At 39.4% G+C, this 12771-nt stretch carries 15 protein-coding genes; 4 read left to right on the top strand and 11 right to left on the bottom strand.

Annotated features, from left to right (window positions below; all coding sequences use genetic code 11):
• Positions 1 to 70 precede the first annotated feature (70 nt).
• Positions 71 to 676, top strand: a complete 606-nt coding sequence (locus tag C8P64_RS00475) for a hypothetical protein (RefSeq protein WP_108170101.1) — start codon at positions 71 to 73, stop codon at positions 674 to 676.
• Here C8P64_RS00475 and C8P64_RS00480 read toward each other — a convergent pair.
• The 7 genes from C8P64_RS00480 to C8P64_RS00510 all read right to left on the bottom strand — a co-directional run bounded on the left by C8P64_RS00480 (position 673) and on the right by C8P64_RS00510 (position 7837).
• On the bottom strand, positions 673 to 1839 hold the full coding sequence (locus C8P64_RS00480) for a sigma-54-dependent transcriptional regulator (RefSeq protein ID WP_108170102.1): 1167 nt from the start codon (positions 1837 to 1839) through the stop codon (positions 673 to 675). The genes C8P64_RS00475 and C8P64_RS00480 overlap by 4 nt on opposite strands.
• The gene (locus tag C8P64_RS00485; protein WP_108171229.1) at positions 1839 to 2741 is read right to left on the bottom strand and encodes a DUF6268 family outer membrane beta-barrel protein; all 903 of its coding nucleotides are present in this window, start codon (positions 2739 to 2741) and stop codon (positions 1839 to 1841) included. The genes C8P64_RS00480 and C8P64_RS00485 overlap by 1 nt, the downstream gene beginning before the upstream one ends.
• Positions 2728 to 3663: a mechanosensitive ion channel family protein gene (locus tag C8P64_RS00490; protein ID WP_108170103.1), complete on the bottom strand. Its 936-nt coding sequence runs from the start codon at positions 3661 to 3663 to the stop codon at positions 2728 to 2730. Before C8P64_RS00490 ends, C8P64_RS00485 begins: the two co-directional genes overlap by 14 nt.
• A gap of 2 nt (positions 3664 to 3665) precedes the next feature.
• The gene (locus C8P64_RS00495) at positions 3666 to 4961 is read right to left on the bottom strand and encodes an ABC transporter permease (RefSeq protein WP_108170104.1); all 1296 of its coding nucleotides are present in this window, start codon (positions 4959 to 4961) and stop codon (positions 3666 to 3668) included.
• Positions 4954 to 5883: an ABC transporter ATP-binding protein gene (locus C8P64_RS00500; RefSeq protein ID WP_108170105.1), complete on the bottom strand. Its 930-nt coding sequence runs from the start codon at positions 5881 to 5883 to the stop codon at positions 4954 to 4956. The genes C8P64_RS00495 and C8P64_RS00500 overlap by 8 nt, the downstream gene beginning before the upstream one ends.
• 208 nt (positions 5884 to 6091) lie before the next feature.
• On the bottom strand, positions 6092 to 7210 hold the full coding sequence (gene dnaJ / locus C8P64_RS00505; RefSeq protein ID WP_108170106.1) for a molecular chaperone DnaJ: 1119 nt from the start codon (positions 7208 to 7210) through the stop codon (positions 6092 to 6094).
• Between the two features lie 33 nt (positions 7211 to 7243).
• Positions 7244 to 7837, bottom strand: coding sequence for a nucleotide exchange factor GrpE (locus C8P64_RS00510; RefSeq protein WP_108170107.1), 594 nt, complete (start codon positions 7835 to 7837; stop codon positions 7244 to 7246).
• 156 nt (positions 7838 to 7993) lie between these two features.
• Between C8P64_RS00510 and C8P64_RS00515 the strand changes: the two genes are divergently transcribed.
• Entirely contained in the window at positions 7994 to 8662 is a 669-nt protein-coding gene (locus C8P64_RS00515; RefSeq protein WP_108170108.1) for a YceI family protein, read from the top strand.
• A 53-nt stretch (positions 8663 to 8715) separates the two neighbouring features.
• Here C8P64_RS00515 and C8P64_RS00520 read toward each other — a convergent pair whose 3' ends face one another.
• The 3 genes from C8P64_RS00520 to C8P64_RS00530 all read right to left on the bottom strand — a co-directional run bounded on the left by C8P64_RS00520 (position 8716) and on the right by C8P64_RS00530 (position 10880).
• Entirely contained in the window at positions 8716 to 9618 is a 903-nt protein-coding gene (locus C8P64_RS00520; RefSeq protein ID WP_108170109.1) for a TIGR01777 family oxidoreductase, read from the bottom strand.
• A gap of 73 nt (positions 9619 to 9691) precedes the next feature.
• Positions 9692 to 10366, bottom strand: coding sequence for a tRNA (5-methylaminomethyl-2-thiouridine)(34)-methyltransferase MnmC2 (gene mnmC2, locus C8P64_RS00525; protein WP_108170110.1), 675 nt, complete (start codon positions 10364 to 10366; stop codon positions 9692 to 9694).
• A gap of 1 nt (position 10367) precedes the next feature.
• The gene (locus C8P64_RS00530; RefSeq protein WP_108170111.1) at positions 10368 to 10880 is read right to left on the bottom strand and encodes a DUF4920 domain-containing protein; all 513 of its coding nucleotides are present in this window, start codon (positions 10878 to 10880) and stop codon (positions 10368 to 10370) included.
• 116 nt (positions 10881 to 10996) lie between these two features.
• On the opposite strand from C8P64_RS00530, the gene C8P64_RS00535 reads away from it, so the two are divergent.
• Positions 10997 to 12046 carry a branched-chain amino acid aminotransferase gene (locus tag C8P64_RS00535; RefSeq protein ID WP_423738315.1) on the top strand — a complete coding sequence of 350 codons (1050 nt, stop codon included), beginning with the start codon at positions 10997 to 10999 and terminating at the stop codon, positions 12044 to 12046.
• 63 nt (positions 12047 to 12109) lie between these two features.
• On the opposite strand, the gene C8P64_RS00540 is transcribed toward C8P64_RS00535, so the two are convergent.
• Positions 12110 to 12496, bottom strand: coding sequence for a pyrophosphohydrolase domain-containing protein (locus C8P64_RS00540; protein WP_108170113.1), 387 nt, complete (start codon positions 12494 to 12496; stop codon positions 12110 to 12112).
• A gap of 46 nt (positions 12497 to 12542) precedes the next feature.
• Here C8P64_RS00540 and C8P64_RS00545 point away from each other — a divergent pair, with 46 nt between their 5' ends.
• The gene (locus C8P64_RS00545) at positions 12543 to 12731 is read left to right on the top strand and encodes a hypothetical protein (RefSeq protein ID WP_108170114.1); all 189 of its coding nucleotides are present in this window, start codon (positions 12543 to 12545) and stop codon (positions 12729 to 12731) included.
• The last annotated feature ends 40 nt before the right edge of the window (positions 12732 to 12771 follow it).

Raw genomic sequence — 12771 nt, forward strand, 5'->3', positions numbered from 1 at the left:
AATATCTACCAATAAATATACAATCTTTATAAGAGTTAATTTTTTTATCTTCGCGACAAATACAATAGGCTTGGACAAACTAGAAAGAGAAGATATCATCCAGAAGGTAACCACCTTGTTAAAGGAGATCCCTTCATCTATGGATATAGTAAAAAAAGGTGGTAATAGAGACAAAAGGTTCAGATACCTGGCGACTCATATGGTAGATAAAGCCATAGAAAAAGATGCGCTTATAGTTTCTGAAAATAAGCAGGGTATTGCCATACTTTTTAAGACAAGCAAGAAAGATAATAATATCTGGAAAGACCTTTGGTCGCAACTTAAACTGGTTGCCAATGTAACCGGGGTCAAGAATGCACTGAACATCATTAAAACCCAGGATTATATCAAGAAGCAGAGACCGCAGGAAGGTGAATATCTTTATTGCTGGTTCTGGGGAATTTTGAAAGAATATCGTGGTGCAGACACCCAGGTAGGAAAAGAAATGAAGGATGTTTTCTTCAGGACCGCTCATGATACAGGGCTTCCCCTATATGCAGAAACCCGCGGCAGAACGAATGCTATCGTTTACCAACGGGTTGGTTTTGATCTTTTTCATGAATGGGATCACCCTAGTGGTGACACTATGTATTTTCTAAAATACGATCCGAAAAATCCAAGGAACTACAGGCCTTAAAATCGGCTTCCAAAGAGTTTTACGTCTTCATCGGTAATCTCTTTTCCTCCAAGGATGAAAAGGCGTTCTACCACGTTTCGTAATTCACGTACATTTCCGCGCCATTCGCTCTCTTTTAGAACTTCAATGGCTTCTTTGGTGAATTCTTTTTTATTGGTCCCCTGTTCACTAGCGATCTTTTCACTGAAATAATCAACCAGAAGAGGAATATCTTCCTTTCTATCTTTTAAGGCAGGGACTTCGATCAAGATCACCGCCAGTCTGTGATAAAGGTCTTCCCTGAAGTTATTTTCTTCGATTTCCTTTTTCAGGTCTTTATTGGTCGCGGCAACTACTCTAACATCTACCTTGATATCCTTATCGCTACCCACACGGGAAATCTTATTTTCCTGAAGTGCTCTTAGAACTTTCGCCTGGGCAGATAAACTCATATCTCCTATCTCATCCAGGAAAATAGTTCCTTTATTGGCTGCTTCAAATTTACCGGCACGATCTTTATTGGCAGAAGTAAAGGCTCCCTTTACGTGACCAAAAAGTTCACTTTCTATAAGTTCTGAAGGTATCGCGGCACAATTCACCTCGATCATAGGTCCTTTAGACCTGTCACTCTTTTGATGTAACCAATGTGCTACCAGCTCTTTTCCGGTTCCGTTAGGCCCGGTAATCAGTACTCTCGCATCGGTATGAGCTACCTTTTCTATCATATCCTTGATATTCTGGATAGCTTCAGACTCCCCTATCATCTGGTAGTTCTTACTTACCTTCTTTTTTAACCTGGTATTCTCCACGACCAGTTCCTTGCGATCCAATGCATTTCTAACCGTATTCAATAACCTGTTTAGGTCTGGCGGTTTCGAAATATAATCGAAAGCTCCCATTTTCATGGTATTTACAGCTGTATCCAGATCGCCATGACCGGAGATCATCACTACCGGAATTTCAGGTTTTAACTTTTTTACAGCCTCGAGCACCTCGACACCGTCCATTTTAGGCATTTTTATGTCGCAAAGAATAAGATCGAAATCTTCATTTTTCACCAGTTCCATTCCTGCGAGACCGTCTTCAGCATCGGTGACTTCATAGTCCTTGCTTTCTTCAGTCAGTATCTTATTAAGTACTCGCCTAATAGACGCTTCGTCTTCTATTAATAATATTTTTGCCATTAGAATATTGTAAATTTTATTCCACTTCTACCATAAAAGGTATTGGTTTCGTTAATCGTATAAACATCATCCTGGTTACTATCCCGCAACCTGATGTCATTTCTTAGCGTGTGCCCCCCGTAAATATAAAATTTAAGATGATCGGTGAAGCTAAATTCATAACCCAAACCACTTAACACGATGGTCATCGAAATATTTTCAGCAATATTATCATTCCCGGTATTCGACGGAGTTGCATCAAAATTTTCCTGAATGTTCGCAAAGAATCCATCCAGGGTTACAAAGGCCTGTATCTCATGCCTCGAGTTAAAATAATACTTTAAATTGGATTTTGGAGTTCCTATCGCGTAAGACCACTTCTCATTCCAGCGTTTGTAATAATTCACAATGGGTAACGGAAAGGGAAATCCTGCTGTTGTAGAATACCTTAATCCTAATATTAGCCTGGAAGCATCGTCATTAACCGGATCCTCCTTGGTTTTCACAAATAGTACGGTTCCGGTATAGATAAGATCATCACTTATAATATGTCCTTGAGAGAAATTGGAAGCGATCTTTACTCCCGTCTCAGCACCAAACCTCCAGTCATTCTTCATTTTAAAGGTATATCCAAGGGTCGCGGTGAAAGACTGGAACCTATCCAGGTCGCTAGTATCGAAAACCTCGGGATCTTTATACTTAAAATGCACGTTCCTGTATTCCAGGCTCGGCACCAGGTAAGAACCTTCTTTCTTTAACCTGATAGGAAACGCACCAATAGCCCTGGATCTTCGAAATGAATTATCTGAATTCTTCTGCGGAAAATAGGTATACTCGATCCTTACCAGATCTGTTTGTTGCGAAAAAGCAGCATAACCGAAGGGGAAGATCAGGAAAATGAATAGGATCTTATACGTCTTCATTGTCATCATATTCCTCCAACGTTTGCCGTTTTTCAGGGTAGAACATATGTACATCTCTTTGCGGGAAAGGAATGGTAATATTGTTCAATCTGAATTTATTGTTCACCTTAAACCTAAGTTCACTTTTTACTTTTGGATCAACGAAACTATCCGACACATAGAAATGCAGACCGAATAATAAAGCTGAATCCCCAAAATCTTCAAAAAGCACAAATGGTTCAGGTTTCTTTAAAATACCCTTTTGTTCCCTGGCGCATTCCAGCAAAACTTCACGAACCTTTTCCACATCACTGCCATAGGAAACACCAACCTTTACGACCTCCCGGGTTGTTTTATGATTTTGAGTATAATTATAAACGGTATCACTAATGAATTTATGATTCGGGATGATCATTACTTTATCATCCCTGGTAAGTGCACGGGTAGTTCTAAGTTTTATCTCAAAAACGCGGGCCACACGGCCATCCATTTCGATCACATCTCCAACCAGCAGGGATTTATCGAGAATGATAAAAATTCCGCCTATAACATCCTGAAATAGCTCCTGCAAGGCAAGACCCAGACCAACGAACAAGGCTGCGGAAGCAGTAAGAAGAATCGTAACATCTATCCCGGCCGAACTCAGCGTGATCAAAATAACCGCGAGATAAACGAAATATTTTATGAATTTAAAGACACTGATGAATTTCATCTTGTCTTCATCCTGTAACTTTGAAGTGATAAAAGATCTAATGATCCTTAACAGCAAACTGGCGATAAGAAAAGCAAGAATTACCAGAACCACCATCCCCACAGATATGGTTACCGGTTCTCCCCCAATGGGAAAAGTATAGCCAAACTCCCAGATATCCTTAATGGTTCCCCAGATATCCTGTTCGATCACTTCTGTAACTTTCTCTTTAGCTGTTTGATCCTGCTGCATACTTAATATTTAAGCCATTTATACAGTTCCTTGTAAGTTGGTTTCTTTCCGTACATAAGGATTCCCACCCGGTATATTTTAGCCGATAACCATAAGACGCCAAAATTCGTCGCGATAAGAACAGTTATGGAAATCGCTATTTCCCACCATGGAACTCCAAAAGGGATCCTCATTAACATCACAATTGGTGAGGTTAACGGAATTATTGAAAATATAGTTGAAACAGTTCCATGCGGATTTTCCACCACCGAAAAGAATCCTACGTAGATCCCCAGGATTAGCGGAAGGATAATAGGAAACATGAACTGCTGGGTGTCGGTCTCGCTATCTACGGCAGCACCTATGGCTGCGTAAATGGCACTATACAAAAAATAGCCTCCAATGAAATAAATGACGAAAAAGCTCAGCAAACTGGCATAAGGTAACTTTAGAATATCGACCACCAGCTGGTTTATTTCGGGTTTCATGGCATTATCTATGGCTGCTGAAGCAGGACTACGCGCCGCCATAGGATCTATGCCCAAAAAAGAAGAAATACCAAAGAGAAGTACCGTCCCCAGGATGATCCAAACCGAGAACTGGGTTAGCCCGGCAAGCGAGGTTCCCAGTACTTTTCCTAACAATAACTGGAATGGTTTTACCGATGAAACGATGATCTCGATAATACGATTGGTCTTTTCCTCGATCACGCTGCGCATTACCATATTCCCATAGATAATTATGAACATCATTAACAGGTAACCAGCCGCTCCTCCAAAGAACATCTTAATATAATTAGACATCTTGGAGCTTTGTTCACCGGCAAAATTCTGTATCTGCACGCTCACATCGGCCCTGGCCTTATCTATTTCAGAAACATCTATTCCCTTGGCGATAAGCTGTTCCCGGGTAAGTTTATCTGAAATGGTTTTTTCAATATTCTCAATAGTTCCGAATCCGGGAGTGTCCTTTCCGAAAAATTCCACCTCGGGTTTTCCGTAGGTTGGGCTTACTTCAGAAATATGAATAAGTCCAAAATATTCGTTTTCCAGGACTTCCTGCCTGGCTGAGACCAGGTCTTTATCTGAATAATCTAAATATTGTACCTGCTCTCCATCCTTGAATTCACCAGCGAACAAGCCGCTTTCGTCATGAATCCCAATTATCTTCTGCTCGGTACTGTTCAGCATACTTAAATAGGCAATGAGCATGATCATCCCGACAAAAATGAGGGGACTCAAAAATGTCATGACAATAAATGTCTTATTTCTAACCCTTGCCAGATACTCCCTGTTGATTATTAGCCGTAGGTTACGCATGTTGAGTTACGGTTTTAATGAAAATATCGTTTACAGAAGGGATCACTTCTACAAAATGATTGATCCTCGCTCTGGATAGTAAAAACTGAATTAGATCATTAGAATTCTCATGATCTTTAAGCTTGATACTTAATTTAAGGTCTTCCTGTATACTTTTAAATCTTGCCGGTCCCGTTTGAAAGCGGTCTTTAAGCTCCTTCAACAATGTTACCTCATCGGCCGCATTGATGCCTACTTCGAAAGTATTGGATTTGTATTCTTTCTTAATTTCTGAAACCTTACCGTCCAGTAATTTATTCGATTTATGGATGAGGGCGATATAATCGCAAAGTTCTTCCACGCTTTCCATTCTATGAGTAGAAAAAAGGATCGTGGCTCCTTCATCTTTTAGTTGAAGAATTTCATCCTTGATCAAATTGGCATTTACGGGATCAAAACCACTGAAAGGTTCATCAAAAATGAGCAATTTAGGCCGGTGCAGAACGGTTATGACAAATTGTACCTTTTGTGCCATTCCTTTGGAAAGTTCCTGTATCTTTTTATCCCACCAGGCTTCGATATCCAGTCGTTTGAACCAGTATTCCAGTCTTTCTTTAGCTTCGGCTTTGCTTAAACCTTTTAAGCGCGCCAGGTAAAGTGCCTGCTCACCAACTTTCATGGATTTATAAAGACCACGTTCTTCAGGAAGATATCCAATATGCGCGATATCATCTGGATGCAAGGGTTTACCGTCCAGATAGACCTTGCCTTCATCGGGCATCGTGATCTGGTTTATAATGCGCAGCAACGTAGTTTTGCCGGCCCCATTAGGACCTAAAAGTCCAAAAATACTCTCTTTGGGGATATTGATTGAAACGTTGTTGAGTGCAGTAAAATTTCCGAAGCGCTTGTAGATATTCTCTGCAACCAAAAGATTTTCCATATAGTCATTTGAGAAGTGTTAAAGATATAGAAATAGACAGAGAGTTGAAGTCGATTAAGAAGATTTTATAATTAATGAACCCCTATAAAAACAAAACCCACCCTTAATTAGATTAAGGATGGGAAAAAAATTGCTATGAAAAAGAAAAATTATCACTAAAAGACTTAGTGATTCTCAAATATATAAATTTTTTCTTAAAACGGGCTTTCTAAGAAAACATATCTTTAACTTTTTCAAAGAAGGATTTATCGCTTTTTTCTGGATTTGGCTGGAAATTCTCATCTTCTGCCATCCTTTCAAAGAAATCCTTTTGTTCTCTGGACAGGGTTTTAGGAGTCCATACGTTCACGTGAACTAACAAGTCTCCCTTACCATAGCCATTAATACTACTAATACCTTTACCTCTTAGTCTTAAGATCTTACCAGACTGCACTCCTTCTTCGATCTTGATACGAACCTTTCCGGTTACGGTATCTATCTCTCTCGAAGTTCCCAGCGCAGCTTCAGAATAGCTGATATAAAGATCATAATGTAAGTTATCTCCTTCTCTTTGCAGGCTTGGATGCTCTTTTTCCTCGATGGCCACAAGAAGATCTCCTGGAATTCCATTACCCGGAGCGTCATTTCCTTTTCCGGAAACCTTTAATTGCATTCCGTCTTCAACACCTGCAGGTATTTTGATAGATACAGTTTCTTCCTGCATCACCAGACCCTGAGCATCTGAACCTTCCGGCTTCTTATCTATCATCTGTCCGCTTCCACCACAAGTGGTACATGGAGATGCTGTTTGCATTCTACCAAGAATAGTATTGGTTACACGGGTTACCTGGCCGGTACCATTACAGGTAGAACAGGTTTTATAGGTAGTTCCAGAAGCCTGTACTTTACGTTTAACCTTGATCTTTTTCTCACATCCATTGGCAATCTCCTCAAGATTAAGGCTCACTCTAATTCTCAGGTTACTACCTTTCGCACGACGCTGGCCGCCACCAAAACCTCCGCCGAAGCCGGAGAATCCGCCACCAAAACCACCGCCAAAAATATCGCCGAACTGGCTGAAGATGTCATCCATGTTCATACCTCCGCCGCCGCCGAAGCCACCACCTTCAAAGGCCTGGTGACCAAAACGATCATATTTGGCTCTCTTCTCCTGGTTTCCTAATACTTCATAAGCCTCTGCCGATTTTTTAAACATATCTTCAGCTTTAGCATCACCAGGATTTTTATCTGGGTGATACTTTAAAGCTTTCTTTCTATATGCTTTTTTAATTTCAGCTACAGAGGCGTCCTTACTAACACCTAATATTTCGTAATAATCTTCTTTCATGTTGGGTTTTTACAAAATTTGTAAAAGCGATTCTTATTTTCCGGTTACTACCTTAGGATATCTTATGATTCTCTCTCCAAGTTTGTAACCTGGCTCTACTACATCAACAATCTTGCCCTTAAGATCATCTGAAGGTGCAGGTACCTGAGTAATAGCCTCATGGATTTCTGAATCGAAGTCGCTTCCCTGCTCTACTTCCATTCTTTCCAGCCCTTTTGCCTTCAGGGTTTCCTTAAGTTTGTTGTGGATTAATGAAATTCCTGTGAGCAGGTTTTCGTCACCAGATTTTTTTAATTCATTCAGAGCCCTGTCAAAATCGTCCATAATAGGCAGCATAGCTGTCATTACTTCCTGATTGGCAGTTTTAAATAATTCTAATCTTTCTTTAGAAGTACGTCTTTTGTAATTTTCGAACTCAGCAAAAAGTCTTAGAAATTTATCTTTTTCTTTTTGAAGGTCTTCCTTTAAAAGCTCTTCCTCTGTAAGCTCCTGATCTTTGGTATCTGCTTGCTCCTCTGCATTTTCATCATTTCCCTCTACCTCATCGATAGCATCATCGATCTTATCTTCAACCTGATCTTTAATGTTTTTTTTATCGTCTTTAACTTTATCTTCTTTTCGACTCATTACTTTTAAATTTACTTACACGCACAACTGGTCAAAATCATTGCCAATTAATTTAAAATGTCAAAATGTCATCAGGAAGATTTAGTAAATATTTATGAATTGACGAACGCATTTCCGCTTACTTTTGCGCTTTAACTTTTTAAAAATAATTTAATAATGAAAAGAATTTTTCTAAACGCATTTGTGATCGCAGGTCTTGGATTGGCAGTTACTGGATGTAAGAATAACAATAACGAGGCAGAAATGACTGAAGAGAAAGAAGTAGCAACGGCTCAGGCTGAAGCGACTGAATTCACAGTTGTTCCTACTGAATCTGTAATTGAGTGGCAGGGAGAAAAACCTACCGGTACTCATACTGGGGTAATTAAAGTAGCCAATGGTTCTTTTAAAGCAACTGACAGTATTATTGAAAGCGGAACTTTCGTGATCGATATGCAGTCTATTGAAGTAACAGATCTTGAAGGTGACCAGAAAGCTGATCTTGAAGCACACCTAAAAGGAACTGTTGAAGGTCAGGAAGGTGACTTCTTTAACGTAACTAAATTTCCAGAAGCTACTTTCGAAGTAACTGGAATTACTGAAGAAGAAGGTCAATCTATGCTACAGGGTAACCTTACTATCAAAGAGGAAACGAAAAACATCGCTTTCCCGGTAAGTATTTCTAAGGATGGTGAAAACCTAATGATCACTAGTGAAGAATTTACAATAGACCGTACAAAATGGAATGTGAACTATGGTTCTAAATCTGTATTTGAAGGTCTTGGTGACAAATTCATCAACGATGATGTTGCCTTGAAAATAAATCTGAAAGCTAAAAAAGCTTAAGTTTTAATTTGAATTTGAAAAAGACTGCCCAACGGCAGTCTTTTTTTTTGCCCTTAAGTTAGATCCCCAAGCGCCCGGGATAAATTGGTATATTCAAAATTATAACCAACCTCCTCTATTTTTTTACTGCTAACCAACTGGCTGGAAAGAACGATCTGCGACATCTCGCCTAACAAAGTCTTTAAAGCAAACTTGGGAACATTCGGTAGCCAGACAGATTTACCCATTTTTTGAGCTAACTCCTTAGTCATTTCCTTATTGGTTACTGGGTTTGGGGCGACGGCATTGTAAACCCCGGTTAATTCATTCTCAATGGCAAAAAGAAAAATACCGGCAAGGTCCTTAATGTGTATCCAGGATTGCCATTGTTTACCACTACCCAGGGCAGCACCCATGTTCAGAGATATTGGCTTTTTTATTTTCTCGAGCATACCACCATTTTCGGCAAGTACCAGCCCTACTCTAATTTTGGCCACATCGATACCAAGTTCTTCAAATTGATCTGCGGCAGCCTCCCATTTGCGTACCACTTCGCCAACAAAATTATCTGCCACCTGTTGGTCATCTTCAAAATATAGTTTTTCCAGCGAACTCGGATAAACTCCAATTGCACTGGCCGAAATGAAATTCTCTACCTGGTTGGATGTTTTTTCTAAAGTCTTGTAAAGTAGCTTCGCGGTTTCTGTGCGGCTTTTAATGATCTTGCGTTTATAGGAATCAGACCAGGGTTCAGCGATACTGGCACCGGCAAGATGCACTATAGTTTGAACGCCTTCGAGGCATCCTGATTCTATCTCCTGACTATTGGGATCCCAAAAGAATCCTTGATAATCATCTTTCTTTTCAATTTTGGATTTACTGGTAGTGAGATAATTTACCTTAATTCCTTTTTCACGGCATAATCTACTCAACTCTGTTCCAATAAGTCCTGTAGCACCTGTGATTAAAACCCGCATATATTTTTCTTGTTAAGATACATAAGACATAAGGGCTAGGCTTTATTTTATAAGAGGTTTAACGAGCTGAGGCCTATTTTTTAACAGCCCTTAACATTTCTCTTTTTCCTGGTGGACCTGGAAGTTTCTCCACTTGAAATCCGGTAGCAAGCATGGCTCTTCTTACGCTTCCTTTAGCCGCATAAGTTACCAGGACTCCATTATTCTTTAAGGCTTTGAACATGATAGAAAAGATCTCCTCTGTCCATAATTCTGGCTGAACCCGGGCGCCAAAGGCATCGAAATAAATAATATCGAAAAGAGCTTTATCTTCTATTTCATCAAATTTCTTCTGTTGCTTTTCCAGGCTGAAATTTTTCGAGATTTCAGATCTCTCTTCCCATGGGATCGTATGCATTTCCTTGAATTTCACTTCCCATTCTTCAGCTTGAGATGCTTCCGGATAATTGAGTTGTAAAACTTCTTCAGCCGAAACCGGATAGGCTTCTACCCCGGTATAGTTTATTTTAAGATCGATTCTTTCAGCTTCAACCAAAGTAAGGAAAGCATTGAGTCCTGTCCCGAAACCAATCTCTAAAATCGATATCTCTTCAGGATCAAAATTCTCTATATAATGGTAAAGACCCATCTTCAGAAAAACGTGTCTCGCTTCCTGAACCGCACCATGTTTAGAGTGATATTGTTCATTCCATTCAGGTAAATGAATGGTTACAGAACCGTCTTCGGTCTTGATAATTTTTCTTTCCAAACTATTGTTTTATTAAAACTCCATGTGCCAGGAAGCCCGGAGATCTTGAAGGTTCAGAGATCGCTTCGATCTCTTCCTTAGTCTTACCTGCATCTTCAGCAAAATGCTTTTGATCTTCAACAGAAGTTTCTTCAATAAAGGCAATTCCTTCCACGATCACTTCCTTACCCTCTATATCCTTCGGAACAAAAAATCCATAATCCTTGAACTTCACCATAGGATCTTCATCTGTACCCGGCAGATCCAGGGTCATCCAGCATCCCTTCATTTTACAGACACTATTAATCGTAGCAGAAAATTTGGCAGGAATGGTATCTCCCGCCTGCAAAGATACGTACTTAGCTGTCATTTCTTTGGCAGACAAACTATTTGCCGGGGTGATCTCCTGCCCGAAACTTTTATAATCCTGTTGTGTAAAATCAGCCAGAGCCAATTCAGGTTTCTTTTCATTCTCATTCTGTTTGCAGGCAACAAAACCTAGTGCACAAACAGCGATTATAAAATATCTTTTCATGAATATCAGGTATTATAAGGGTTGAGCATCAAATTTACCAAAACTTTAGATTTTGATTCTGCATTTAATTGGGTAAATTTGTAGCTAATCCAATTATTATGAAAAATCTCACATCAATGATAGATATACAAAGATCTCCCAGTTCTAAAATAAAAGATACCAATTTTGATAATCTCGTATTCGGGCAGGTTTTTACAGATCATATGATGGAGTGTGATTATAAAGATGGAGAATGGCAAACCCCGGTCATTAAACCTTATGGACCGCTTTCTTTAGAGCCATCTGCCAGAGTTTTTCATTATGGCCAGGCCGTATTCGAAGGCATGAAAGCCTATAAGGATAAGGATGATAAGATCTGGCTATTTAGACCAGACCAGAACTTCGAAAGAATCAATAAGTCGAGTAAGCGTCTTGCTATTCCTGAATTTCCTAAAGAATATTTTTTCAACGCGCTGGAAGAGCTTTTAAAGCTTGATAAAGACTGGATCAAAAAGGGATTCGGAAATAGCTTGTATATAAGACCGTTTGTAATAGCTACTGAAGCCGGAGTTTCAGCTTCAGCCGCTAAAGAATATAAATTCATGATCATTTGCTCTCCTGCCCAGGCTTACTATAGCGGAGAGGTAAGAGTAAAATTTTCAGAAAAATATAGCCGCGCCGCAGATGGCGGAGTTGGATTTGCTAAAGCCGCCGGAAATTATGGAGCACAGTTCTACCCTACCAATCTGGCCAAAGAAGAAGGTTTCCAGCAAATCATCTGGACAGATGCCAATTCTCATGATTATCTTGAGGAAGCAGGAACCATGAATATTTTCTTCAGAATTGGAGATAAATTAGTAACCGCTCCTACCAACGACAGGATCCTTGATGGAGTTACCAGGAAAAGTGTTATAACTTTAGCTGAAGAGTTCAATATTGATACTGAGGTTCGCCGGGTTAGCGTTCAGGAGATCATTGAAGCCGCTGAAAAAGGAGAATTAAAAGAAATGTTCGGATCTGGTACCGCTACGGTAATTAATCCAATCGTAGGATTCGGTCATAAGGACAAGAAATTCGAACTACCAAAGATCGAAGATTCCTATGCTAAATTCTTCAAGGATAAATTAATGAAGATACAGTATAACGAGGTTGAAGATAAATTTGGCTGGAGATATGAAGTTAAATAGACTCTCGATATCGATATAAAAAAATCCCGGTCATCACCGGGATTTTTTTATTCATAGAATCGATCATTTATCGAGTATACTTTCAATATCTGGTTTAAAATAATTAGGTCCTTTAAGCACCTTACCATCTTCCCGGTATATAGGTTTGCCATCTGCACCGAGTTTACTCATATTACTTGACTGGATTTCATCAAAAACCTCTTCGATCTTGTGTTGCATGCCGTGTTCGATAATAGTGCCACAGAGAATATAAAGCATATCCCCCAGGGCATCGGCCACCTCGGTTAGATCATTATTATTTGCCGCTTCCAGGTATTCTTCATTTTCCTCTTTCATAAGATTGAACCTTAACAGGTTCTTTGCTTCTCCTAAATCAGCGATAGGCTTTTCGTTAATTCCCAGACCAAAGGCCGAATGAAACTCTTTTACGGCAGCAATTCTTTTCTTCATATTATATCAAGCTTTAAAAAGTTAACTTTGCATAAAAATAAACAAAATGTTTTCTACCGGACAGCTGATCTTTGCAGGTCTTTTTGTAATCGCTTTCATCATTATCATGATCTTTAGTTATCGAAAGGATATACGCCTTCATAAGAAATATTATAAGGGAAGTATTTTCGTATTGCTGGGATTCATAGTCTTTATTCTTATCCTTTTTTTCATCAAAAGCAGGCTGAATCACTAGTTACATAGGAATAAACCTACGTCCAATTTCCTATTTTAAT

The organism is Christiangramia gaetbulicola (genome assembly GCF_003054225.1).
Taxonomy (GTDB): domain Bacteria; phylum Bacteroidota; class Bacteroidia; order Flavobacteriales; family Flavobacteriaceae; genus Christiangramia; species Christiangramia gaetbulicola.